Consider the following 22,611-nt stretch of genomic DNA (forward strand, 5'->3'; position numbering starts at 1 on the left):
AGGCGTAATATACTGGTAACACATAGTGCCGCCGAGCTCCCGCGCGCAACGATGGCTAGTCCATTCGATCCGCAGTGTCCTGACGGACTTGCAACTCGGGAGTTCTCATGCGGCCTCCATTTGGCTTCTTCCTCAGCTTTAAGTTCAAGATCACCGCCCTGGTGATCGCGCTGGTGCTGGCCGCGGGCATCGGCACGGGCGGCATTTCCCTGCTCATTGCGGAGGCGGAACTGCGGCAGGTGATCGCGCGCCAGGAGTTGTCGCTGCTGACCAGCGCGGCCGCCTTGATCGACAGCGACCTGCAGGACAAGCGGCAGCTGCTGCGCCTGCTGGCCGAGCAGTTCCAGGCGCACGAACTGACGCTGGACCAGGTGCAGCAGGAGCTGGAAACCCATGAAACCCTGCGCGAGGAGTTTTTCAATGTCTCCGCCTTCGACGCCAGCGGCAAGCTGATCGCCAGCCTGCGCGACCGCAACGCCAAGCGCATCAACATCTCCGACCGTAAATACTTCCAGGAGACCTTGCGGGTCAAGGAGGGCGTGATCTCGGCGCCGTTCAAGAGCGTGCTCTCGGGCAAACCGGTGTTCGTGCTGACCCAGCCCCTGCGCGATTCCAGCGGCAAGATCGTCTGCGTGCTGCTGGGCGCGATCGACCTGCTACGGCCGTCCTTCTCCGCGCAGATCGACTCGCTGCGTTCCAGCTCCGAGGGCTATCTGTTCATCGTCACCGACGACGGCGTGATCGTTCATCACCCCAATAAAAAACTGCTGTTGGAAAAGGGCGACGACGGTGTCGGCACCATACTGGAGGCTGCCTTGCAGGGCGGCGAAGGCTGGCAGGACGGCATCCTCGACGATGGCGTGCCGGTGCTGCTGGTGCATAAGCATCTGCACGAGGCGGCGTGGACCATCGCCTTGTCGTATCCGTTGGAAAGCGCTTTCGCGCCCATGCGCAGCGTGCGGCTGCGCGCCTTTGTCGGGGCAGCGTTGCTGACCGGGTTGGCCGGACTGTTCGGCTGGGCGATCACCAAGAAGCTGCTGCTGCCGCTGGGCCGGCTGCAGCGGCATGTGGAGGACATCAGCGCCGGCAAGGCCAGCATCGAGGTGTTCGACGTCGACCGGGGCGACGAGTTCGGCCACCTCAGCCGGGCGTTCTATGCGCTATCCCAAAGCCGCGCGCGCGCCGAGCTGGAGCTGCACCGCCTGGCCACCACCGATGTGCTGACCGGCATCGGCAACCGCCGCATGTTCGACGATTTCCTGCCCAAGGCGCTGGCGCGGGCCGCGCGCGCCGGCCAGCAGGTGGGACTGGCCTTCCTGGATATCGACCACTTCAAGGAGATCAACGACACGCTGGGCCACGCCGCCGGCGACCAGGTGCTGGTGGAGTTCGCCCGGCGCCTGACGGCCTCGGTGCGCACCACGGATACCGTGGCGCGCCTGGCCGGCGATGAATTCGTGATCGTGTTCGAGCAGTTGGCCTCGAATACCGAAATCGATGTGCTGGGGCGGAAGATCGTCGAGGCCATGCACGAACCCTTCGCGTGCGGCGCGACGCAGCGCCGGGTCACGGCCAGCATCGGCATTGCGCTGACCACCAGTCCGACGGTGACGGTCGACGACGTCATGCGGGCGGCGGACCAGGCGCTGTATGGCGTCAAGGCTGCCGGGCGCAATGGCTTTGCGGTGAACCAGGTCGGCGCCGAGCGCGTTTTGCGGGTGCGGCACCCCGGCCGATGATTTCGATCGGGTCCAGATGTTGTAAGATGACGGATTGTGGAAGCGGTAAGCGAGGAGCAGCATGCGGCAGGTGACCAAGGTTGACGGCATCGAAGTCTATATCGAAGGCGAGGGCACCGAGACCATCGTGATGATACACGGCTGGCCGGACACCTACCGCGTGTGGGATGCCCAGGTCGAAGAACTCAAGCATCGCTACCGTTGCGTGCGCTTTACCTTGCCGGGCTTCGACATCAGCAAGCCGCGCCGCGCCTATTCGCTCGACGCCACCATCCGCCTGATTTCCTACATCGTCAACAGCGTGAACCAGAAGCAGAAGGTGATCCTGATGCTGCACGACTGGGGCTGCATGTTCGGCTACGAATACTATATGCGCAACAAGCAGGCCGTTTCGGCCATCATCGGCGTCGACATCGGCGACGCGCAGTCGAAGGCGGTGCGGGACTCGCGCACCCTGTCGCAGAAAATGATGGTCAAAGGCTACCAGGGCACGCTGGCGCTGGCCTGGGCGATCGGCGGGCCGATCGGCAACATGATGACGCGCTACATGGCGCGCGTGCTGCGCGTGCCGTCGCCGCGGGAATACATCAGCGTCAAGATGAACTTCCCGTACTACATCATGGCCGCCGGCGAGGCCGGTTCCTACCGCAATATGGCGCGCTTCGTGCCGCAGGTGCCGATGCTGTTCATCTACGGCGCCCGCAAGCCTTTCATGTTCCATTCCGACGGGTGGGCCGACAAGCTGGAGGCGAAAGAAGGCTGCAAGGTGGTGGGCTTCAACACCGACCACTGGCCGATGCTGCGCCAGCCCGAGCGCTTCAATGAAGTGGTGCTGGGCTGGCTGGAAAAGCCGGCCGACAACGACGAGGCCGCCGAGCAGGACGCGGCGGCCTGACCTTCTATCAGCGCAGCTTGATCGGCTTCAGGTAGGGCGCGAACGGCGGCGGCGGCAGCTGGGCCGAGGCATAGGCCTGGCGGAAGCATTCGGCCTTGCTGTTTTCGACGTCGGTGGTGCTGCGGATGACCTTGCCTGCGGCGTCCAGCGTCAACACGATCACCACCGGATACTTGGATTTGTCGTGGCAGTTGCCGCGCTCGTCCAACTTGTTCGAGTTGTTGAAGTTGATCGACACTTCCTCGTACTTGCTGGCCTTATCGTTCGGGAACTGGGCGTTGAACTTGGCCATCTCGCCGGCGAAGGCCGGGTTGGCCGGCGGCGGTGCTTCGTCCTTGGGCGGGCCGCCCAGCGTCGAGCAACCGGCGGCGATCATCATGACGGCGCCGGCGGCGGCTATTTTCAGGAATGGCTGGTTCAAATTATTCTCCTCGGGGTCTGTACTGTTGATACATCGTACATAGTCCGGGAATAGCATGGCGCACGATTAGTTGCGTAGGTGAAATCCTACAATCCCCACCCCTGCAGCGCCGAGGCGAACCGGGCCTGGAACGCCGCCCAGCCCTGCGGCACGTCGATGGCGGCCGGCAGGCGCACCCGCACCGCGCGGGGGCCGACCGCGTCGATCAAGGTCAGGCCGTCGTTCGGCACTTCGAAGGTCTGGCCCTGGCGCAGCATGAAGTCGGTATGTTCGCCGTAGGCGGTGATCCAGGCGGTGCCGGCCAGGCATTCGATGTGCCGGCCCGCCGCGCCGGCGATGCGCAATGGGTGATTCTCCGACAGGCTGTATTCGGCCTGTCCCTGTGTCAGTGCGAGTAGTTCCGGTTTCATGGCGGCTCCTGGCGTGGTGATTCGTGCAACCAGAATACGCAGCGGCGGCCGACCATAACAGATGCAACAAATCGAAATTGTGACCATCACAATGGCGTTTGGACTAAACTGTCATGGTCGAAATTTGCGCTCGCTGTACCTGTCGCCGTTGGGCGGGGCGGGGCCACAATAGCCGGATGTCCCATCAACTCACACTCTACGAAAACCTGGCCAACGAACTGGGCGGGCTGATCGCCAGCCGCGTGTTCGCGCCGGGCGACCGGCTGCCGTCGATCCGCCATCTGGCGCAGCAGAAGCGGCTGTCCGTCAGCACCGTGATGCAGGCGCTGCGGCTGATGGAGGATCGCGGCCTGGTCGACGCCAAGCCGCAGGCGGGCTACTACGTGCGCCATCGCCCGCGCCCGCTGATGACGGCGGTGATGACCGAAACCGAGCATTTGCAGGAACCGGCCTATGTCGGCATCAACAACCTGCTGATGCGGGTGCTGAGGGCCAACGAGGACCCCGGCCTGGTGCAGATGGGCTCGGCCTGGCCGCTGCAGGAACTGCTGCCGATGAAGCGCATGCAGAAAACCGTGGCCGCCGTGGCCCGGCGCGATCCCAGCCTGTTGAGCACGGTCAGCTGCTACGACACCAACCATCCCGAGTTCATCCGCCAGATCGCCCGCCGCGCGCTGGACTGGGGCCATCTGGAGCTGAACGAGATCGTCGTCACCGGTTCCTGCACCGAGGCGCTCAGCCTGTGCCTGCGCGCGGTGGCCAAGGCCGGCGACACCATCGCGATCGAGTCGGCCACCTATTTCGTGCTGCTGCAATTGATCGAGTCGCTGGGCATGAAGGCGCTGGAGATCCCCACCCATCCGAAGACCGGCCCGTCGATCGACGCGCTGGAGCTGGCGATGAACGCCGGCCTGGTGCAGGCGGTGCTGCTGATCCCGAACGCCAATAATCCGCTCGGCTGCATCATGCCGGAGGCGAACAAGCAGCGGCTGGCCAAGCTGCTGTCGCAGCACGATATCCCGCTGATCGAGGACGATGTCTACGGCGACCTGTGCTTCACGCCGGAGCGGCCGTGGCCGGTCAAGGCCTACGACACCAGCGGCCACGTGATGCTGTGTGCATCGTTTTCCAAGGCCATCAGTCCCGGTTCGCGGGTCGGCTACGTGGTGGCGGGGCGCTATGCGCAGGACATCGTGGTGCAGAAGATGATCTCCAGCGGCGCCACCAGCCACTTCTTCCAGGCGGTGCTGGCCGATTTCCTGACCGGCAGCGCCTATGAGAACCAGGTGCGCAAGATGCGGCGCGCGCTGTCGCAGCGCATCGCCCGCATGTCGGACGCGATCTGCGAGACTTTCCCCCATCAATGCACGGTGTCCGAGCCGCAGGGCGGCTTCGTGGTGTGGGTCAGCCTGCCGGAGCAGGTCGACGCGCTGGCCCTGCACGGCGACGCCGTGGCGGCCGGGGTGGCGTCGATGCCGGGGCAGTTGTTCTCCGCCACGGGCAAGTTCCGCAACTATCTGCGCCTCAATTGCGGCAATCCGTGGGGGCCGCGCACCCAGGCCGCCATCGCTACGTTGGGCCAGCTGGTGCACCGGCATGCGGACCAGCCGGTGGCGCTGCGCAGCGCCGCCTGAGCTGTTCGTTTCCTACCCGTTTTTTGCACTTCAGGCGCCGTTTCCGGCGCTTCGTCGCATCCCGATGGCGACGCAGGGAGCCTTTAGGTACAGTACAACCATACCAAGCAGCGTTACCAGACAACGCGCAACCAACCACCTGAAGGAATACATCATGAACATCGCTAAAAACATGGAAATCATCTTCGTCGCCGCTACCGTACTGGCCGCCGCCACGAGTTTCGCCACCGCCGCCGACACCGCTGTCGCCCCGGTCGCCCCAGCCGCCAAAGTCGCCGTTTCGACCGCCAAAATGCAAGTCGTGACCGTGACCGCCAAGCGCCTGACCGCCGCCGAAAAAGCCGCACTGTAATCGCCGCAGCCGGCGGGCTGTTCAAAACTCGCAGGGAAGTGGCATCCTCTTGGTACAATTGACGTTTTCGATACAACGGCACTTGTTCCCATGATTGATATCCAACTTCTCCGTAAAGATATAGCCAACGTCGCCGCGCGCCTGGCGACCCGCAAGTTCCAGCTCGACGTGGACGGTTTCAACGCCCTCGAAGCCGAACGCAAAGCGATCCAGACGCGCACCGAAGAGCTGCAGGGCAAGCGCAACTCGCAGTCCAAGCTGATCGGCATGATGAAGGGCAAGGGCGAAGACACCACCGCGCTGATGGCGGAAGTGGCCGGCCTGGGCGACGAGCTCAAAGCCAACGAAACGGCACTGTCGGCAGTGCAGGCCAAGCTGGGCGATTTCATGCAGGCGATCCCCAACGTACCGCACGAATCGGTCCCGGTCGGCACGGATGAAAGCGGCAACGTCGAAGTGCGCAAGGTCGGCACCCCGCGCACTTTTGAATTCGAAGTCAAGGATCACGTCGATGTCGGCTCCCCGCTGGGCCTGGATTTCGATGTGGCGACCAAGCTGACCGGCTCGCGCTTCTCGGTCATGAAAGGCGGCATCGCCCGTCTGCACCGCGCGCTGGCGCAGTTCATGCTGAACACCCACACCGACGAGCACGGCTACACCGAGTGCTACACCCCGTACATGGTCAACGCCGATTCGCTGCGCGGCACCGGCCAGCTGCCGAAGTTTGAAGCCGACCTGTTCTCGGTGAAAAAAGGCGGCGCGGAAGGCGAGGGCGAGAACTTCTACCTGATCCCGACGTCGGAAGTCACGCTGACCAACCTGGTGCGCGACGAGATCGTGGCGGCCGACACGCTGCCGCTGAAGATGACCGCGCACACCCCGTGCTTCCGCTCGGAAGCGGGCAGCTACGGCCGCGACACCCGCGGCATGATCCGCCAGCACCAGTTCGACAAGGTCGAGATGGTGCAGGTGGTGCATCCGGACACCTCGTACGCGGTGCTGGACGAAATGGTCGGCCATGCGGAAACCATCTTGCAGCGCCTGGGCCTGCCGTACCGCGTGATGTCGCTGTGCACCGGCGACATGGGCTTCGGCGCCACCAAGACCTACGACCTGGAAGTGTGGCTGCCGGCGCAGAACACCTATCGTGAAATCTCGTCGCTGTCGAATTGCGAAGCCTTCCAGGCGCGCCGCATGCAGGCGCGCTTCCGCAACGCCCAGGGCAAGCCGGAACTGCTGCACACGCTCAACGGTTCGGGCCTGGCGGTGGGCCGCACCCTGGTCGCGGTGCTGGAGAATTACCAGCAGGCCGACGGCTCGGTGGAGATCCCGTCGGTACTGCGTCCGTACATGGGTGGATTGACTCACCTGAAGGCGTAAAATAGCCCTTCCTTTTTCCCGACGGCCTGCTATAATCTTGCCTTCTCGCAGCAGCAGGTGGGAAAACGGAGAGGTGGCAGAGTGGTCGAATGTACTTGACTCGAAATCAAGCGTACGTTAAATCGTACCGTGGGTTCGAATCCCACCCTCTCCGCCACAAAACGCTGCTGTAAGAAAAATGTACCACCAGGAGAGGTGGCAGAGTGGTCGAATGTACTTGACTCGAAATCAAGCGTACGTTAAATCGTACCGTGGGTTCGAATCCCAACCCTCTCCGCCATGAATAGCAGTAGAGAAAAAAGCTTCCGGGAGGAAGCTTTTTTTTCGTCCAGATTTTTTGCTGCCGTGCGACGCAGCGAAAATAGCAACGCCATGATCGCCGCAGTCACGCGCACCATCTTGGCCGTCCTCATCGTCTCCCAGCAGACCGATAGGATCGGTTAAGCGTCGCCGCAACACTTCTTGTACTTCTTGCCGCTGCCGCAAGGGCAGGGGTCGTTGCGGCCGACTTTCGGGCCTTTCGGCGGATGCCAGTAGGCGTTGATCTGGATCACCGACGGCGTCACCGCGTCGGCCCATGACGCGCCTTCGCGCCGGAACGGCGCCAGCCATTCCGGATGGGCCGCTTGCAACGGCGCCCAGGCCGCCGCATCCACCTGCATGCCGGCGGCGAAACCTTCGCACCACTGCTCGGGACCCCAGTTGCCGCCGCATTCGTAGATGGGCTCGAAACTGGCGGGATCCTTGCTCATCCAGGTTTGCATGTAGTGGTAGTGGCGCAGCGCCAGCGGCTCGGCGGCGGGATTTTTCAAGGCCGCCGGCAGCCAGCCTTCCGGCGCCGGTTTGGTCGGGCCGATGACGATGGCGGTCAGGAATCCTTCCAGCCAGGATACGTCCTGCAGCGCGTCCAGCGCATCGTATTCGTCGTCGTTCAGTGGCGTGTGTTGCATGGTGGGGATCTCGTAGTCTGTGTGAGCCGACATTCTACGCACCAATCATGCGGCCATGTTTGCGACTTTGGCAATATGATGGGTGCCTATGCCTACAAAGGAGCAGACATGAAACCAATAAAAATGCTGGCCGCGGCCACTTTGCTGATGAGCGCCATGCTGGCCCAGGCCGCGGCTCCCGGCGCCGCGCCGGACGCCGCCCGGGTCAAGGCCGCGCACGACCTGCTGGCGTCCATGCAGGCCGAGAAGATGATGCGCACCACCGCCGGCATGAGCAAGTACCCCAGCCCGGCCCAGCGCGAGCTGATGATGGCCAAGCTCGACAAGGTTCCGGCCGAAACCATCTACAGTCGCCTGGCGCTGCCGGTGGCGCGCCTGCTCAGCACCGAGGCGGCGGTCGAGATGACCCACTACTACCAGTCCAGCTATGGCCAAAAGGTGCTGACCGAGACCTACAACGGCCCGGCGCGCCTGTATCCGGTCGATCCGACGCCGAACGCCAAGGAAAAGGCCGAGCTGAAGAAACCGGCCTTCGTCAAGGCCAACCAGGAATTCAAGGCCGCCGAGCAGGCCATCCATCACGAAGCCTTCCTGCTGGTCGCCGAGATCAACAAGGGTAAATAGTTTATTTCGTTTTCGGCGGCGCCGGCTGGCGCGGGGGCGTCTCGACTATCAGCACATGCTTGTCGACGGCGCCCGATTTTTCCTGCTTGACCACCTGCACGGCGACGGGCCGGTTGTCCTGCACCGAACGCGGACGTGTTGGAACCAGCATCTTCTTCCCCTGAGTGATTGTGGTTGGAGTGGCAAATGGGTATGTCCCTACTTTTTGCAAGTTGTTTAATAGTAAAAAGTATTGGATACTCCAGCTTTCACTTTTGAAGGAAGTTCGATGTTGAAGAAACTCGCTCTGGTCGTCGCCCTGTTGCCGTTGGCCGCGCAGGCGTCCAACCTGCCGGATTATCCCTTCATCCACGTCAGCGGCGAAGGCTTCATGTCGGTGATGCCGGACTTGGGCGAGATCGATTTCGACATCAGCGCCTTCGACGCCGACACCAACGCCGCCGTGGCCGTGGTGCAGGCCCGCGTGGCGGAAGTGCAGGCCTTGCTGGCCGAGCAGGGCGGCGAGACCGGCAAGGACGCCGGGGCCGACGTCAGCTTCCGCGACCTGCGCAAGGAAATGCGCAAGTCCGCCAATCCCGATCCGAACGCGCCGCCCGAGTATGAGATCCGCAGCGCGGTACACGTCGTCGTGCGCAACCTGGGCAACTGGCGCGCCATCATGCAGGGCCTGCTGGGCAAACCGAATATCGATCACCTGAGCACCAGCTTCGGCCGGACCGACCGCCTCCAGACCGAGCAGGAACTGACCGCCGTCGCGATCAAGGATGCGCAGCGGCGCGCCGAGGGCATGGCGGCCGGCTTCGGCAAGAAAGTGGGGGCGGTGACGGCCATCTCGTCGGGCCAGCTGCGCAACCTGACCAACGCCGTCGGCCTGCTGCCGGTGGACTTCTACAACAATCGTCGCGGCAGCAATGCCTCGCCGGCGGAGAAGGACTTCCTGTCGATCCAGTCGCTGCAATGGACACAGACCGTGGACGTGATCTTCCGCATCAAATGAAAGCCTTGCTCGATTGCCTGCCGCGAGGCGTCGACAATGCCGCCTGCCGCGACTTCATAGAGAGCACGCCTTTGGCGTCGTGGCTGCCGGTGCTCGACCATCTGCGCCGGGAGTTTGGCCTGGCGGACGGTCCGTGGCAGAAAATCCCGCAAGGATCGAACGCCTTGTTCGACCTGAGGGCGGAGGTGATCGTCAAGCTGGTGCCGCCCAACTGGCGCCGGCAGGGCGACAAGGAGGTGCTGATTGCCCCGCTGTTGGAGGGCAAGCTGTCGGTGCGAACGCCCGGTTTGATCGGCAGCGGCGAAGTCGACGACTGGGTGTTCGTCGTCTCGACCCGCCTGGACGGCGTGGTGCTGGCGGACGTGTGGCCGACGCTGGCGCTTGAACAGAAACGGGCGATCATGCTGCAGACTGGGCAACTGTTGCGCGAATTGCGCGCCGTGGCGTTCGACGACGAGATTGCGATCAAGGTGGATTGGCCGTCGTATGTGCGGGGCCTGGTGGACGGCTGCCTGGCGCGGCATCAACGCCGGCAGATGCCGCAGGGCTTGCTGGACCAGGTGCTGCCGTATCTCGCGGCGGCGCAGGACTTTGCGCCACAGGGCGCGGCGCGCTTCATGCATATGGACGTACATCCGTGGAACTTGCTGGCGAAGCAGGAAGCGGGCGGCTGGAAGCTGACCGGCCTGCTTGATTTCGGCGATGCGATCGTCGGCAACAGCGACCGCTTCGAGCTGTTGACGCCGATGATCTTCATGGCGCAAGGCGACCCGGTGCTGCTCAAGGCGCTGCTCGACTCGTACGGCGCGCCAGGCGACATCAGTCCGTCCACCTTGCAGCGCCAGTTAACGGCATGCATGCTGGTCAGGCCGGACTCCGACGTCCTGTTCTGCATGGGGCAAGTCCCGTCCAGCGGTCCGCGCGACAACTGGGAACAGATCGCCGCGCAGATCTTTCCCATAGAACACCGGGGTCAAGTCTGACATTCGGACACGAGCTCTGCCGTAAGCAAGGGCACGGCAGAGCTCGTGTCCGAATGTCAGACTTGACCCCCGGTGGTGAAGCGACGGCCGGCGTGCGGCAACGCACGCTGGACGGCGATCCGCCACTTGTTTATCCGCCGTTTCTCCTAATCTGCCTCTTGAACAGCTTATTTCCACTTCAAGGAGGAATGCCCCATGAACATTCGCGCCCACACCACGCCCGAGCCCGATATGCCGCCGCCGCAGCCGGAAAAAGATCCGCCGCCGGACAATATGCCGCTGCCCGACCAGGCGCCTATCGAAGAGCCGCAACCCAAGCAAGCGCCGATCAAAACCTGACCGTGTTACCCCGTGAGAAAGTGTGATAGTTGTTGCTCAATGGATACATATTTTAAACTTTGTGCTGAGCGTCACATTGGGGTAATCAAAGAGTTTCTATAATTAAGTCATGTCATCGATTCACCCTCTCACGGAGAGCATCATGGGCAATTCCTTACACAATAAAATCTACCTCGGCCGTCGTAGCGTCGCCTTCAGTGCGAAGCGTGTTCAAGCCCTGATTTGTGTAGCGGCATTTGCCACCATTGGCCTGATCTGGCTGGCGATACGAGCGTTTTGAGCCACACTTTATTCTCGTTTTGAGGCGGCCATGCCGCCTCCGATCGCGTATCGGAGGCGTCGGGACGGTGCATTGTCTTGCCGTCGCTGCGCCGGGCGCGTACCATGAGGGCCGCAGCAGTCTCTTATGGATAAAATGGCAATGAAGAACGAGAAATTAACGCAAGACGAATACAACGCACTTGATGAAGTGAAGCGCGGCATCAAGGGCGAGCGCGTCAGCGCCTGCGTCGGCCGCAACACCAAGCGCCTGACCGGCATCAAGCTGTTCACGATCGCCAAGAACGGCCGCATTTCGCTCACCGACAAGGGCGAGGAAATCTTGTTCCTGCGCCGTTGCGTGCTGGGCTTGCGCGCCGTCGAAGCCGATCCGGCCAGCGTCATCGACGCCGACGTCGCCCAGTTCCTCGGCAAGAAGTCGCATATCGTGCCGCGCGCCGAAGGCGGCTACGATATCAGCGACAAGGGCCGGGAATCGCTGGCCGATATCGCCAGGCAAGGCTTGTAAAACAAAAAAACGCTCCTCCGGGGCGTTTTTTTTGCGTTAATGTAGAGGCATTAAAACAAGAAGAGACCGCCAGCCGCCATGAAAGCGCATACGCTGCAGAAATTCCGTAAACTGTTCGGCGTACTCGTTGCGGCGGTGGCTGCGGTGCTGTTGCTGGTCTCCCTGTTCGTCGCCCATGTGCTGCAAGTGAGCCAGGCGCGCTACTACGCCAACGCGGCCGAGACGGCGCACAACCTGTCGGTCTCGCTGGAAAACTTCCTGCACTCCCATTTCGAAGAGGTCGACCTGGCGATGCGCCGCGCCGGCGTCGAGTTCCGCGCCATGCATGCGTCCGGGCACTTCGATGACGAGAAGTTCGGCGCCTACCTGCGCACGCTGCGCGAACGCATGCCGAACGCGCAGGCGGTGCGCGGCGCCGACGCCGCCGGCCGCGTGATCTACGGCGAACAGGTCGATCCGGCCCATCCGCAAACCGTGATCGACCGCGAATTCTTCCAGCGCGCCAAGGTCGAACATGAGCTGATCATCGGCGTGCCGGTCAAGTCGCGCATCAGCGGCGAGTGGGTACTGCCGCTGGTCTACCCGCTGGCCATGGCGGACGGCAGTTTCGGCGGCACCGCCTACGCGCTGATGAACAGCTCGCGCCTGACCGAGCTGTTCTCGTCGCTGAACGTCGGCGCCAACGGCTCGATCGTGCTGCTGGACGACCGCCGCCGCGTACTGCACCGCCATCCGCTGGCCGACAACATGGCGATCGGCAGCACCATCGAGGTGACGCCGCAAACCCGGGCCATCCTGGACGGCAAGCAAAAGGGCGATACCTACAACATCGTCAGCGGGCGCGACAACCGCGAGCGCACGGTCAGCCTGGAGCGCGTCGGCGCCTATCCGATCTATGTGGTGGTCGGGCTGGCCAGCGAGGATTTCCTGGCGCCGTGGCGCAAGGAGGTGCGCAACGCCATCCTGTTCCTGGCCGTGCTGGCGGCCATCGCGGCGGCGCTGCTGGCGGGCGTCTGGTATTTGATGCGCAAGCAATACCAGTCGGTGCTGCAACTGGTGGAGGCCGACCGCGCGCTGCAAGCGTCGATGGTGCGGTTGACGGCGTCGGAATCGCGCTGGCGCTCGCTGACCGAGGGCCTGCCGCAAATGGTGTGGACCGTGACGCCGCAGATCCGCCTCGATTTCATGAGCCACCACTGGGAGCGTTTCAGCGGCGTGCCGTCGGCGCTGCTGATCGAGGCGGGCGACTGGGCGCCGCTGCTGCACCCGGACGACCGCCCGGCATTGCAGGCCGAGTGGCGGCGCGCCAGGGCCGCCGGCGACGCCTTCCGCTGCGATTGCCGGCTGCGCCGCGCCGACGGCGCCTGGCGCATCTTCGACAACCACGCCTTGCCGCAGAAGGACGGCGACGGCGCCGTGCTGGGCTGGGTGGGCAGCAGCACCGACCACACCGAGGCGCGCGCCGCGCACGACGCGCTGCTGCTGGCGAAGGAGGAGGCCGACAAGGCCGGCCGCGCCAAGTCCGAGTTCGTCGCCAACATGAGCCATGAGATCCGCTCGCCGATGAACGCCGTGCTGGGCATGCTGCAACTGCTGCAGCAAACCGAAATGAGCGAACGCCAGCAGGACTATGCCGCCAAGGCCCAGGCGGCCGCCAGCGCCTTGCTGGGACTGCTCAACGACATCCTCGATTTTTCCAAGGTGGAGGCCGGCAAGCTGGCGCTCGACCCGCATCCGTTCCGGCTCGACAAACTGTGGCGCGACCTGGCGGTGATCCTGTCGGCCAACGTCGGCGGTAAGAATATCGAAGTGCTGTTCCGCATCGATCCGCAACTGCCGGCGCTGGTGGTGGGCGACGCCTTGCGCCTGCAGCAGATCCTGCTCAACCTGGCCGGCAATGCCATCAAGTTCACCGAGCAGGGCGAGGTGGTGCTGTCGGCGCGGCTGCTGGCGCGCGGCGCCAACACGCTGTCGGTGGCGTTCGCCATCCACGACAGCGGCATCGGCATCTCGGCGGAGCAAAGCCGGCGCATCTTCGAAGGCTTTTCGCAGGCCGAGGCCTCGACCGCGCGCCGCTTCGGCGGCACCGGCCTGGGCCTGGCGATCAGCCAGCGCCTGGTGCGCCTGATGGGCGGCGAACTGAGCGTGACCAGCGAACTGGGCAAGGGCAGCGTGTTCGCGTTCACTATCGATTGCGGCGTGACGGCCACGCCGGCCGAAGCGCTCGGCCTGGCGCCGTCGTCGCCGGAGCACGGCTTGTTGAAGGACCTGGCCTGCCTGGTGGTGGACGACAACCCGGTGGCGCGCATGGTGCTGAGCGAAATGGCGACCTCGTTCGGCTGGCAGGTCGACGTGGCCGAGGGCGGCCGCGAGGCGCTGGCCGCCGTGAGCGGGCGCATGGCCGAGCGGCGCGCCTACGACGTGGTGTTCATCGACTGGCGCATGCCAGCCTTCGACGGCTGGGAAACCAGCTGCGAGATCCGTAAGCTGGCGCCGCACGGCAAGCTGCCGCTGATCGTCATGGTGACCGCGCACGACCGCGAACTGCTGGCGCAGCGCCACCTGGAGTTGGAACCGGTGCTGGACGGCTTCGTGGTCAAGCCGGTCACGGCGTCGATGCTGTTCGACGCGGTGGCCGATGCGCGCATGGAAAAGCGGGCGCCGCTGGCGGCGGTGGCGCTGCCGTCGCTGCGCCGGCTGGAGGGCCTGCATCTGCTGCTGGTGGACGACAATCCCGCCAACCAGCAAGTCGCCAGCGAACTGCTGGGCAACGACGGCGCGGAAGTCGAGGTGGCCAGTTCCGGCCAGATAGCGCTGGCCGCCGTTTCGCGCCCCGGCCCCTTGCCGGACCTGATCCTGATGGACATCCAGATGCCGGAGATGGACGGCTATGAAGCGACCTTGGCGATCCAGCGCAGGCTGGGCGCGCAGGCGCCGCCCATCGTGGCGATGACGGCCAACGCCATGCCGTCCGACCGCGTCGCCGCGCTGGATGCGGGCATGGTCGATCACATCGGCAAGCCTTTCGACCTGGTGCAGTTGATTGCGGTGATACGCAAGCACGCGCGGCGCGGGCGCGCGCCGGTGGAGGCGGCCATTGAGACCGCTGCCGACGATACGGCCGGCGCGGCGCCGCTGGCGGCGGCCGGCATCAACAGCGCCGCCGCGCTGAAACGGCTGGGCGGCCTGCATTCGGTGTATCTGATGGCGTTGCGGAGTTTCGCGGCGGAGGCGGGCAATATGGCGGCCCAGCTGCAAGCGGCTTGCGCGGACCGGAATCTCGACGAGGCGCTGCCTTTGCTGCATACGCTGAGGGGCCTGGCCGGCACCGTGGGCGCCGACCGTCTGTCCGGCCTGGCGCACCTGGCCGAGCAGGCGCTGAAGGTGGATGCCAGCGCCGCCGCCTGGGACCAGCTGGCGCTGGTGGTCGACGCCATCCCCGACACTGCGGACGACGTCGAACAACTGGCGCGCCAGCTGGATCCGGCCGGCGCCGTTCCCTGACCTGGCTTAACGAGGCTGGAAACCGTCCGCGCTGATTTGCAGCTCGGTCACTTCACCGTAGGTCTTGGCGATCTCGCGGATGGCGTCGGCTTTCCCCACCAGCACCGTCTGCAGATTCTTGCGCGGGAAGTGCTTGTCCACCAGCGCCTTGGCGCGTTCCGGCGTCAGGCTGTCGACATCCTTCATGAAGTTGTCGATCTGCTCGCGGCCGACCTTGGACGCATACATATCGCCCAGCAAACCGGCCAGCTGCTCGCCGGTCTCATAGCGCGGCGGGAACTGGCCCTTGACGTAGGCCTTGGCCGATTCCAGCGTCGGCTGGTCGATGCCCTTGTCCCACAAACGCTGGTAGGTCTTGTGCGCCAACGCCAGCGCCGCTTCGGTCTTGGGCAGCGCGGTGAAGCTGGAGATGGCGAAGGTGCCGGTCTGCGACAAGGTGGCGAACTCGCTGCGGGCGCCGTAGGTCAGCCCCGAGTTGACGCGCAGCTCGTCGTTCAGCCACGAGGTGAAGCGGCCGCCGACGATGGTGTTGAGCACTTGCAGCGGCACGTAGTCCGGGTCGTTGCGGGCGATGCCGACGCCGCCGATCAGGAAGGTGGTCTCGATCGCATCCGGCTTGTTGACCAGCCACACGCGCGCCTTGTCGGCCTGTACCTTGCCGTTGTCCTGCTGCGGCAGCGCCGGGCCGCTGGCCTGCCACGCGCCGAACAGCGACTCGATCTGCTTGCGCATCTCGGCCGCCTGGAAATCGCCGACCACGATGATGGCGGCGTTGTCCGGACGGTAGTAATGCTGGTAGTAACCCTGCACGTCAGCCTGCTTGAGCGCGCTGACACTGCTGACCGTGCCGCTGGCCGGGATCGCATACGGCGCCTCGCCGAACAGCATGGCGCGGTAGTAATTGGCCACCACATTGCGCGGCGCTTCCTTGGCCTGCTTCAGGCCGTTGACCTTGCGGTCGCGCAGCTTGGTCAGCTCGGCTTCGTCGAAGCTCGGTTGCTGGATGATCTCGGCAAACAGCGGCAGCAGCGCGGCGCTGTCGGCGCGCGCGAAGTTGGCTTGCACGGTGCTGGCCTCGGTGCCGGCGCCGCCGGCCAGGCGGGCGCCGCGGAAGTCGAACGCCTGGTCGATGGCGGTCTTGTTGTGGGCTTTGCTGCCCAGCAGCAGGGCGTCGCCGGTCAGGTTGGACAGGCCCGGCTGCTTGGCGTCGTTGACGGCGCCGGCCTTGACCACGGCGCGCACCGAGATCAGCGGCACTTCATGGCGCTCCATCAGGTACACGGTCAGGCCGTTGGGCAGGGTGACGGTGTCGAACGCCGGCAGGCGGAAATCTGCGGCGCCGGCCAGCGGCGCGGCGCCGATGGCGGCCAGCACGGCGGCGGCCATTACGGTTGCGTTGATGCTCACTTTGATGCTCATGTAATCAATCCTCCTTCGCAGCCAGCACGCCGACGGTGCGCTGCGATTTTTTCAGGTATTTGGCGGCGACGGCCTGGATATCGGCGGTCGTCAATTTTTCGTAGGCGGCCGGGGCGTCGAACATTTTCTTGTAGTCGCCGAAGAACACCTCGTAGTTGCCCAGCTGCTGGGCCTTGCCGTTGATGGTTTCCTGTTCGCGGTACAGGTTGAGCAGCTTCTGGTTCTTGACCTTTTGCAGCTCGTCCGCCGTCACGCCGTGCTTGACCACGTTGTCGACTTCGGCCAGCAGGGCTTTTTCCAGCTGCGCCGGTTCGGTCTTGGCGGTGGCCACGGCCGACAGGTACAGCAGGCCCGGATCGAAGCCGTCCATGCTGCTGGCGCTGACCTGGGTGGCCAGCTGCTGCTCGACCAGCGTCTTGTACAGGCGCGAGGTCTTGCCGTCGCCCAGTATGCTTTGCAGCACTTCCAGCGCGTAGAAGTCGGCGCTGTTGGCGGCCGGGACCTTGTAGGCCACCACCAGGTTGGCCGAGGTGGCCGATTCCTTGGCGACGAACACACGGCGTTCGCCTTTCTGTTCAGGCTCCACGGTGCGCACCGCCGGCGGCAGCGCGCGTTTCGGGATGCCGCCGAAGTACTTGGTGGCCAGCTTCCTGACGTCGTCGGTCTTGACGTCGCCGACGATCACCGACACCGCGTTGTTGGGCGCGTAGTAGGTGGTGAAGTAGCGTTGCAGGTCGTCCTGGGTCCAGGCCTTGATGTCCGATTCATGGCCGATCACCGGCCACGAGTACGGGTGGGCCTGGAAGGCGACGCCGTTGATCTCCTCGCGCAGCGCGCGGATGTTGGAGTTCTCCAGGCCGGTGCTGCGCTCGGACAGCACCACGCCGCGCTCGCTGGCCACCATTTTCGGGTCGATCGTCAGGTGGGCGATGCGGTCGCTTTCCAGCGTGAAGATGGTCTCCAGCGACGAGGCCGGGAACCAGTCCTGGTAGACCGTCAGGTCGTTGCTGGTGTAGGCGTTGTTGGAGCCGCCGCGGGCTTCCATGGTGCGGTCGAACATTTTCGGGCCGAAGTTTTTCGAGCCGTTGAACATCATGTGTTCGAAGAAGTGCGACAGGCCGGTGGTGCCGGGCGTCTCATTGCGCGAGCCGACCTTCCAGAACGTGTACATATTGGCGTTGGGGATGGTGTGCGATTCGAGCACGATGAACTTCATGCCGTTGGCCAGCGTGAAGGTGTGCACCTCGTCGGCCGTGACGGCCTGGGCGGTGGCGGCCGCGCCGAGCATGATGCCGGCGGCCAGGACTTTCCATTTCATGAGTGCTCCTCTATACGTGAAGCGCAAAGCATACGATAAACTTAGTTGGTTTTGATAACTATTTGCGAATGACAAGCTTAGCGGATAGCATGGAGAAAACAACTAGGGAGTATGCAATGGAAAAACCGATGAGCTGGACCGCGCACGAACTGAGCATGACCGTCCTGATGACCCCGGACATGGCCAATTTCTCCGGCAATGTCCACGGCGGCACCATCCTCAAATACCTGGACAGCGTGGCCTACGCCTGCGCCAGCCGCTATTCGGGCAGCTATGTGGTGACGCTGTCGGTGGACCAGGTGATGTTCCTGCAACCGATACACGTGGGCGAACTGGTGACGTTTTTGGCGTCGATTAACTACACCGGCCGCACCTCGATGGAGGTCGGCATCCGCGTGGTGACGGAAAACATTCAACAGCGTCTGGTGCGGCACGCCAATAGCTGCTACTTTACGATGGTGGCGGTCGATGAGAGCCGCAAACCGGTCGAGGTGCCGCCGCTGGCGCCGGAAACCGAAGAGCAGAAACAGCGCTGGGACCAGGCCCTGCTGCGTAAGCAGGCCCGTCAAATGGTGCATGGAGCTCGCAAGGCCTGAGGAGGCTGTATGGAAATGAAACGCATCAATGCCGGCAAGCTGCGCGCGATCGGGTACGATGCGCGCGATCGCATGCTGCGGGTGGAGTTCGACGACGGCCGCGCCATCGATTATTCGGGCGTGGGCAACGAGGTGTGGCGCAAGTTGTCGACATCGGCCGCCGCCTGGAGCTATTATCGCGATCATATCGAGGATGAATTCACCGGCCGGCGCGACGTGGTGCGCAAGCCCACCAGCCGCGCCGACCTGGAAGACCTGTTCAAGCCGCCCGGCGGCGACGCCACTTAACCTGCACCGTACTTATGCTCACTGAAAACGTCCTGGAAAGTCCTGCGGAATTGTCCGACCAACTGGCCTATGTGGTCAGGATCTCGCCGGTGCATGGCCGGGGCGTGTTCGCCAACCGCGATATCGCCGTCAGCGAATGCGTGATCGAATACACCGGCCGCGAGATCCCGTGGTCGGTGGCGCTGGAGCGCGCGGCCGAGCAGGACATGCCGCACAACCACACCTTCTTCTTCAGCCTGGCCAACGGCAACGTCATCGACGGCGGCGACCAGGGCAACGAGGCGCGCTACATCAACCACTCGTGCGAGCCCAACTGCCAGGCCATCGAGGACGAGGGCCGCATCTACATCTATGCGCTGCACGACATCAGGTGCGGCGAAGAGCTCAGCTATTCCTATCCGCTGATCTACGATGGCCGCCACACGCCGGCCATCAAGCGTTCCTTCGCCTGCCGCTGCGGCGCGCCGGGCTGCACCGGCACCATGCTGGCGCCCAAGAAGCGGCGCCGCAAGCCGAAGGGACCTGAACAGGCATCGCATGATTGATTATTGGAGCGTGGCGGGCCGGCTGGTGATTGCGATGCTGTTCGGTTGCGTCATCGGACTGGAGCGCAACCTGCGCGGCAAGCCCACCGGCATGAAGACGCTGGGCCTGGTGGCGCTGGGTGCGGCGCTGGTCACCACGGCCAGCATGGAGTTCGCCTCGGTGTCCGGCGAATTCAGCCATGATGCGCTGAGCCGGGCCATCCAGGGCGTCATCACCGGCATCGGTTTCCTCGGCGCCGGCGTGATTGTGTTCCATCATGAGTCGTCGAAGATCAAGGGGTTGACCACCGCCGCCTCGATCTGGGTGACGGCCGGCATCGGCATCATCTGCGGCATGGGCGCGTGGCAAATCGCCGGCATCGGCCTGATCCTGGTGCTGCTGCTGTTTTTCCTGGGCCAGCCGCTGGAGCGCATGCTGCACCGCCGTTGGATGGGCATGAGCGAGAAGGAGCGGGCCGAGATCGACTTGCATGAAGAATAGCTTTAGCCATCGCTTTTAAATCGGGCGTAAAGCAGTTGTTGATTGCTGTATGTCAAAAGGGGAATCCACGACAGTGACATGATCGCCAACCTGAGCGGCACATCCGTGGTGGCAGTCGAGAAGGAAAGACTGCTGCCTTGCCGGGGGGGCGATTGTGGAACGCGACAATGATTTCTTCAGCTTCATGGGCCAGGCCAAGGAACTGGTGGCCAGCAACCGGCCGCTGCGCCTGCGGCTGGATCTGCCGGGAGGCGTCAACGACGACATGCTGCTGCCGCAGCGGGTGTTCGGCTCGGAGACCTTGTGCGGCGGCATCGAGTATCGCGTGCTGTGTGTATCGGCCGACGCGTACCTGCCGCTGAAGCAAATGATCGCCGTGCCGGCCGCGCTGGAGTTCGTCACCGACATCGGAGAGTTGCGCAGCGTCTGCGGCATCGTCACCGAGGCCAGCTCGGGCGACAGCGACGGCGGCCTGGCCAGCTATCAACTGGTTATCCGCGACGCGCTGGCGATACTGGAAAAGCGCACCAACACGCGCGTGTTCCGCCACATGGACGAGGTGGAGATCGTCCAGCGCATCCTGAATGAATGGCGGCATAAGAATTCCACGCTCGGCGTCTGCTTCAAGCATGAGCTGGACGAGTGCTTCGAACTGCGTGAATATCCTCAGCGCGAATTCACCATGCAGCACAACGAATCGGACGCGGCTTTCATCCGGCGCCTGCTGAAGCGGCGCGGCATCGGCTGGTATGTGCGCGCCGAAGGCGGCAAGTACCCGGTGCATACGCTGGTGCTGTTCAACAACGCCGACATGCTGCGCCAGAACGCCGCCGGCACCATCCGCTATCACCGCGACGCTGCGACCGAGCAGCGCGACACGATCACCTCCTGGAACGCGGTGCGCAGCCTGCAACCGGGCACGGTGACGCGGCATAGCTGGGACTATCGCAACTCGCAAGGCCGCGACTTCATGATGATGGACATCGGCAGCGGCGTGAACCAGGGCATGAGCGGCAACGAGCTGGCCGCGAGCCTGGACGACTATCAAATCCTCGCGCCACATGCGGGGAGCGACAACGAGGACCTATGCCGTCTGGGCAGGCTGCGTATGCAGCGGCATGACTATGAAACGAAATGCTTCCACGGCGAAGGCAGCGTGCGCGATCTGTGCGCAGGGGAGTACTTCACGCTGGCGGGGCATCCGGAGGTGGATGGGCATCCGGCTCAGGAGCGGGATTTCGTCGTCACGGCCTTGCAGGTGAACGCGCAGAACAACCTGCCCAAGGCGCTGGCGGCGCGCGTGGAGCGCTTGTTCGCCCGCAGCCGCTGGATGCAGGGCGCGCAGGAGTTGCAGATGCAAAGGGATGTGGCGGACAAGGTGGCATCGGGACCGCTGCGCATGCATATCCAGTTCACGGCGGTGCGGCGCGGGGTGATCATCGTGCCGGCTTACGATCCGCGCACGGACCTGCCGCAGGCGCTGATGCAGAGCGCGATCGTTGTTGGGCCGAAAGGGGAGGAGGTCCACTGCGACCAGATGGGGCGGGTGAAGATTCGCTTCCCCGGCACCCGCGCGGCGGACCACGAGCAAGCCTCCAACGCCGGCGCATCCGATACCCAGACTGATTCCGCCTGGGTACGCGTGGCCTCGAACTGGGCGGGCAACGGCCCCGGCAGCCTTGAACAATGCGGCAACATCGGCCTGCCGCGCATCGGCACCGAGGTGTTGGTCAGCTTCCTCGGCGGAGACCCGGACAAGCCGGTGATCGTGGGCCAGCTCTACAACCAGCAAGCGCAGCCGCCAGCCCTCAGCAACGCAGACAACCTTCCTGGAAACCGCTACCTTTCCGGCATTAAAAGTCGTGAGGTGAAGGGGACGCGCGCGAATCAACTTCGTCTCGATGACACTCAGGGACAGATCAGTGCCCAGTTGGCTAGTGATCACGGTGCGACACAGCTTAATTTAGGCTTCCTTACTCAACCTAAGGTGGATGGCTACGGTGATCCACGAGGGGAAGGCGCAGAGCTGCGCAGTGAAAATGCGATATCGATTCGTGGAGCACAAGGCATTTTGATCAATGCTAGTGAGCGAGGAGATCCAGGTGGGCGTTTGTTGAGTCGGGCAGAGCTTATCCGTAGCGCGGAACTGGCCAGGCAAGTCGCCGGCGAACTGGCTACTCTCGCCGAGAAACATGCAGAGGATCCGACAGCGAGTCCAGAACTGACCAAGTTAGTGGATCGAATTAATAATTGGGATGGTGGCCGCTCAGGTAGTAGCGGTTCTGTCTCACAAAGCGGAGAACCTATTGTTGCCGTATGCGCCACGGCTGGGACTTTTGTCGGCAGCGAAAGTGCGTTGACACTCTCGGCGAGGTCGTCGTTAGACATGACTAGTGCCGAAGATGTTCAGATAGCGGGCGGCGCAAACCTTTTCCTTCGTGCTGCTCGTGGCGTTAGCATGTTCGCCTTCAAATTAGGCATCAAACTCATCGCTGCCAGCGGCAACATTCGCATTCAATCACAGGATGGCGATGTTGAGATCACTTCATTGAAGCGCATAAAGCTGATTGCAAATGAAGGTATCGAGTTTCAATCACCGACGGTCAAACTGGTCGCTCAGGGGTGTCAGGTCAATTATGGTGGCGGCGCTATAACTCAGCAGAGTAGTGGTGTGCATACGATCAAGTCATCAAAATTCATCCATGAGAGTGGAGGGGATGGTTTCCCTGAAAACTTACACCTCCCTAAAACGGACGTCGAACATGACCAGCATGTGCTTGTAACTGACCTCATTACCGACCAGCCGCTTGCCGGCCGCCGCTACCGCATTACGTTGGAGGATGGCCAAATATTCGAAGGTACAACCGACAAGGAAGGACTAACGGATAAGTTTAGTTCCAAAACGGCTTTTGCAAAATACCAGATCGAGCTTTTGGATTGAGGAGGCAA

General features: G+C 63.5%; 23 protein-coding genes and 2 tRNA genes. 19 read left to right on the plus strand and 6 right to left on the minus strand.

What is annotated here, in order from left to right; genetic code table 11:
- Positions 1–107: 107 nt before the first annotated feature.
- Together AC1RMD_RS13410 and AC1RMD_RS13415 are read left to right on the plus strand one after the other, a co-directional pair.
- Positions 108–1,739 (plus strand): diguanylate cyclase domain-containing protein, encoded by a 1,632-nt coding sequence (locus AC1RMD_RS13410; RefSeq protein ID WP_492927111.1) that lies wholly within the window; start codon positions 108–110, stop codon positions 1,737–1,739.
- A 61-nt stretch (positions 1,740–1,800) separates the two neighbouring features.
- Positions 1,801–2,634 carry an alpha/beta fold hydrolase gene (locus tag AC1RMD_RS13415; protein ID WP_492927112.1) on the plus strand — a complete coding sequence of 278 codons (834 nt, stop codon included), beginning with the start codon at positions 1,801–1,803 and terminating at the stop codon, positions 2,632–2,634.
- Between the two features lie 7 nt (positions 2,635–2,641).
- On the opposite strand, the gene AC1RMD_RS13420 is transcribed toward AC1RMD_RS13415, so the two are convergent.
- Both AC1RMD_RS13420 and AC1RMD_RS13425 read right to left on the minus strand, forming a co-directional pair.
- Complete coding sequence (locus AC1RMD_RS13420; protein ID WP_492927113.1) at positions 2,642–3,055, minus strand: hypothetical protein; 414 nt, start codon at positions 3,053–3,055, stop codon at positions 2,642–2,644.
- A gap of 86 nt (positions 3,056–3,141) precedes the next feature.
- Positions 3,142–3,465: a DUF2917 domain-containing protein gene (locus AC1RMD_RS13425; protein ID WP_492927114.1), complete on the minus strand. Its 324-nt coding sequence runs from the start codon at positions 3,463–3,465 to the stop codon at positions 3,142–3,144.
- 176 nt (positions 3,466–3,641) lie between these two features.
- Here AC1RMD_RS13425 and AC1RMD_RS13430 point away from each other — a divergent pair, with 176 nt between their 5' ends.
- The 5 genes from AC1RMD_RS13430 to AC1RMD_RS13450 all read left to right on the plus strand — a co-directional run bounded on the left by AC1RMD_RS13430 (position 3,642) and on the right by AC1RMD_RS13450 (position 7,111).
- Positions 3,642–5,099, plus strand: coding sequence for an aminotransferase-like domain-containing protein (locus AC1RMD_RS13430; RefSeq protein WP_492927115.1), 1,458 nt, complete (start codon positions 3,642–3,644; stop codon positions 5,097–5,099).
- A 154-nt stretch (positions 5,100–5,253) separates the two neighbouring features.
- Positions 5,254–5,451 (plus strand): hypothetical protein, encoded by a 198-nt coding sequence (locus tag AC1RMD_RS13435; protein ID WP_492927116.1) that lies wholly within the window; start codon positions 5,254–5,256, stop codon positions 5,449–5,451.
- 90 nt (positions 5,452–5,541) lie between these two features.
- A complete protein-coding gene (gene serS / locus AC1RMD_RS13440) occupies positions 5,542–6,831 on the plus strand; it encodes a serine--tRNA ligase (protein WP_492927117.1) in 1,290 nt (429 codons plus the stop codon).
- 67 nt (positions 6,832–6,898) lie between these two features.
- Positions 6,899–6,988 (plus strand) — tRNA-Ser (locus AC1RMD_RS13445).
- Between the two features lie 32 nt (positions 6,989–7,020).
- A tRNA-Ser gene (locus tag AC1RMD_RS13450) sits at positions 7,021–7,111 on the plus strand.
- A 160-nt stretch (positions 7,112–7,271) separates the two neighbouring features.
- Here AC1RMD_RS13450 and AC1RMD_RS13455 read toward each other — a convergent pair.
- Positions 7,272–7,814, minus strand: a complete 543-nt coding sequence (locus tag AC1RMD_RS13455; RefSeq protein ID WP_492927118.1) for a UPF0149 family protein — start codon at positions 7,812–7,814, stop codon at positions 7,272–7,274.
- A 75-nt stretch (positions 7,815–7,889) separates the two neighbouring features.
- Between AC1RMD_RS13455 and AC1RMD_RS13460 the strand changes: the two genes are divergently transcribed.
- Entirely contained in the window at positions 7,890–8,405 is a 516-nt protein-coding gene (locus tag AC1RMD_RS13460; RefSeq protein WP_492927119.1) for a hypothetical protein, read from the plus strand.
- Position 8,406: 1 nt separating this feature from the next.
- Here the strand turns inward: AC1RMD_RS13460 and AC1RMD_RS13465 are convergent, their stop codons facing one another.
- Positions 8,407–8,556, minus strand: a complete 150-nt coding sequence (locus tag AC1RMD_RS13465) for a hypothetical protein (protein WP_492927120.1) — start codon at positions 8,554–8,556, stop codon at positions 8,407–8,409.
- Between the two features lie 117 nt (positions 8,557–8,673).
- On the opposite strand from AC1RMD_RS13465, the gene AC1RMD_RS13470 reads away from it, so the two are divergent.
- From AC1RMD_RS13470 to AC1RMD_RS13495, 6 genes are all read left to right on the plus strand, one after another.
- Positions 8,674–9,402 (plus strand): SIMPL domain-containing protein, encoded by a 729-nt coding sequence (locus AC1RMD_RS13470; protein ID WP_492927121.1) that lies wholly within the window; start codon positions 8,674–8,676, stop codon positions 9,400–9,402.
- Positions 9,399–10,385 carry a phosphotransferase family protein gene (locus tag AC1RMD_RS13475; RefSeq protein ID WP_492927122.1) on the plus strand — a complete coding sequence of 329 codons (987 nt, stop codon included), beginning with the start codon at positions 9,399–9,401 and terminating at the stop codon, positions 10,383–10,385. The genes AC1RMD_RS13470 and AC1RMD_RS13475 overlap by 4 nt, the downstream gene beginning before the upstream one ends.
- 195 nt (positions 10,386–10,580) lie before the next feature.
- A complete protein-coding gene (locus tag AC1RMD_RS13480; RefSeq protein ID WP_199538447.1) occupies positions 10,581–10,724 on the plus strand; it encodes a hypothetical protein in 144 nt (47 codons plus the stop codon).
- A gap of 142 nt (positions 10,725–10,866) precedes the next feature.
- Positions 10,867–11,004 carry a hypothetical protein gene (locus AC1RMD_RS13485; RefSeq protein WP_175001208.1) on the plus strand — a complete coding sequence of 46 codons (138 nt, stop codon included), beginning with the start codon at positions 10,867–10,869 and terminating at the stop codon, positions 11,002–11,004.
- A gap of 141 nt (positions 11,005–11,145) precedes the next feature.
- Positions 11,146–11,511 carry a hypothetical protein gene (locus AC1RMD_RS13490; protein WP_492927339.1) on the plus strand — a complete coding sequence of 122 codons (366 nt, stop codon included), beginning with the start codon at positions 11,146–11,148 and terminating at the stop codon, positions 11,509–11,511.
- Between the two features lie 78 nt (positions 11,512–11,589).
- Positions 11,590–15,015 carry a response regulator gene (locus AC1RMD_RS13495; RefSeq protein ID WP_492927123.1) on the plus strand — a complete coding sequence of 1,142 codons (3,426 nt, stop codon included), beginning with the start codon at positions 11,590–11,592 and terminating at the stop codon, positions 15,013–15,015.
- Between the two features lie 6 nt (positions 15,016–15,021).
- On the opposite strand, the gene AC1RMD_RS13500 is transcribed toward AC1RMD_RS13495, so the two are convergent.
- Positions 15,022–16,434 carry a M16 family metallopeptidase gene (locus AC1RMD_RS13500; protein WP_492927124.1) on the minus strand — a complete coding sequence of 471 codons (1,413 nt, stop codon included), beginning with the start codon at positions 16,432–16,434 and terminating at the stop codon, positions 15,022–15,024.
- 4 nt (positions 16,435–16,438) lie between these two features.
- Positions 16,439–17,752: a M16 family metallopeptidase gene (locus tag AC1RMD_RS13505; RefSeq protein WP_492927125.1), complete on the minus strand. Its 1,314-nt coding sequence runs from the start codon at positions 17,750–17,752 to the stop codon at positions 16,439–16,441.
- A gap of 116 nt (positions 17,753–17,868) precedes the next feature.
- On the opposite strand from AC1RMD_RS13505, the gene AC1RMD_RS13510 reads away from it, so the two are divergent.
- The 5 genes from AC1RMD_RS13510 (at position 17,869) to AC1RMD_RS13530 (ending at position 22,603) form a co-directional block, all read left to right on the plus strand.
- Entirely contained in the window at positions 17,869–18,348 is a 480-nt protein-coding gene (locus AC1RMD_RS13510) for an acyl-CoA thioesterase (RefSeq protein ID WP_116989659.1), read from the plus strand.
- A 9-nt stretch (positions 18,349–18,357) separates the two neighbouring features.
- Entirely contained in the window at positions 18,358–18,636 is a 279-nt protein-coding gene (locus tag AC1RMD_RS13515) for a KTSC domain-containing protein (protein WP_492927126.1), read from the plus strand.
- Between the two features lie 14 nt (positions 18,637–18,650).
- On the plus strand, positions 18,651–19,181 hold the full coding sequence (locus tag AC1RMD_RS13520; RefSeq protein ID WP_492927127.1) for an SET domain-containing protein: 531 nt from the start codon (positions 18,651–18,653) through the stop codon (positions 19,179–19,181).
- Positions 19,174–19,662 carry an MgtC/SapB family protein gene (locus AC1RMD_RS13525; protein ID WP_492927128.1) on the plus strand — a complete coding sequence of 163 codons (489 nt, stop codon included), beginning with the start codon at positions 19,174–19,176 and terminating at the stop codon, positions 19,660–19,662. The genes AC1RMD_RS13520 and AC1RMD_RS13525 overlap by 8 nt, the downstream gene beginning before the upstream one ends.
- Positions 19,663–19,816: 154 nt before the next feature.
- Complete coding sequence (locus AC1RMD_RS13530) at positions 19,817–22,603, plus strand: type VI secretion system Vgr family protein (RefSeq protein ID WP_492927129.1); 2,787 nt, start codon at positions 19,817–19,819, stop codon at positions 22,601–22,603.
- The last annotated feature ends 8 nt before the right edge of the window (positions 22,604–22,611 follow it).

It is taken from the genome of Duganella sp. GW822-FHT06D06 (genome assembly GCF_058799615.1).

Bases quoted from the DNA above. Each gene is read 5' to 3' on its own strand.
- AC1RMD_RS13410 (WP_492927111.1), top strand. From the start codon at position 108: ATGCGGCCTCCATTTGGCTTCTTCCTCAGCTTTAAGTTCAAGATCACC.
- AC1RMD_RS13415 (WP_492927112.1), top strand. From the start codon at position 1,801: ATGCGGCAGGTGACCAAGGTTGACGGCATCGAAGTCTATATCGAAGGC.
- AC1RMD_RS13425 (WP_492927114.1), bottom strand. From the start codon at position 3,465: ATGAAACCGGAACTACTCGCACTGACACAGGGACAGGCCGAATACAGC.
- AC1RMD_RS13430 (WP_492927115.1), top strand. From the start codon at position 3,642: ATGTCCCATCAACTCACACTCTACGAAAACCTGGCCAACGAACTGGGC.
- AC1RMD_RS13435 (WP_492927116.1), top strand. From the start codon at position 5,254: ATGAACATCGCTAAAAACATGGAAATCATCTTCGTCGCCGCTACCGTA.
- serS (WP_492927117.1), top strand. From the start codon at position 5,542: ATGATTGATATCCAACTTCTCCGTAAAGATATAGCCAACGTCGCCGCG.
- AC1RMD_RS13455 (WP_492927118.1), bottom strand. From the start codon at position 7,814: ATGTCGGCTCACACAGACTACGAGATCCCCACCATGCAACACACGCCA.
- AC1RMD_RS13460 (WP_492927119.1), top strand. From the start codon at position 7,890: ATGAAACCAATAAAAATGCTGGCCGCGGCCACTTTGCTGATGAGCGCC.
- AC1RMD_RS13465 (WP_492927120.1), bottom strand. From the start codon at position 8,556: ATGCTGGTTCCAACACGTCCGCGTTCGGTGCAGGACAACCGGCCCGTC.
- AC1RMD_RS13470 (WP_492927121.1), top strand. From the start codon at position 8,674: ATGTTGAAGAAACTCGCTCTGGTCGTCGCCCTGTTGCCGTTGGCCGCG.
- AC1RMD_RS13475 (WP_492927122.1), top strand. From the start codon at position 9,399: ATGAAAGCCTTGCTCGATTGCCTGCCGCGAGGCGTCGACAATGCCGCC.
- AC1RMD_RS13480 (WP_199538447.1), top strand. From the start codon at position 10,581: ATGAACATTCGCGCCCACACCACGCCCGAGCCCGATATGCCGCCGCCG.
- AC1RMD_RS13485 (WP_175001208.1), top strand. From the start codon at position 10,867: ATGGGCAATTCCTTACACAATAAAATCTACCTCGGCCGTCGTAGCGTC.
- AC1RMD_RS13490 (WP_492927339.1), top strand. From the start codon at position 11,146: ATGAAGAACGAGAAATTAACGCAAGACGAATACAACGCACTTGATGAA.
- AC1RMD_RS13495 (WP_492927123.1), top strand. From the start codon at position 11,590: ATGAAAGCGCATACGCTGCAGAAATTCCGTAAACTGTTCGGCGTACTC.
- AC1RMD_RS13500 (WP_492927124.1), bottom strand. From the start codon at position 16,434: ATGAGCATCAAAGTGAGCATCAACGCAACCGTAATGGCCGCCGCCGTG.
- AC1RMD_RS13505 (WP_492927125.1), bottom strand. From the start codon at position 17,752: ATGAAATGGAAAGTCCTGGCCGCCGGCATCATGCTCGGCGCGGCCGCC.
- AC1RMD_RS13510 (WP_116989659.1), top strand. From the start codon at position 17,869: ATGGAAAAACCGATGAGCTGGACCGCGCACGAACTGAGCATGACCGTC.
- AC1RMD_RS13515 (WP_492927126.1), top strand. From the start codon at position 18,358: ATGGAAATGAAACGCATCAATGCCGGCAAGCTGCGCGCGATCGGGTAC.
- AC1RMD_RS13520 (WP_492927127.1), top strand. From the start codon at position 18,651: ATGCTCACTGAAAACGTCCTGGAAAGTCCTGCGGAATTGTCCGACCAA.
- AC1RMD_RS13525 (WP_492927128.1), top strand. From the start codon at position 19,174: ATGATTGATTATTGGAGCGTGGCGGGCCGGCTGGTGATTGCGATGCTG.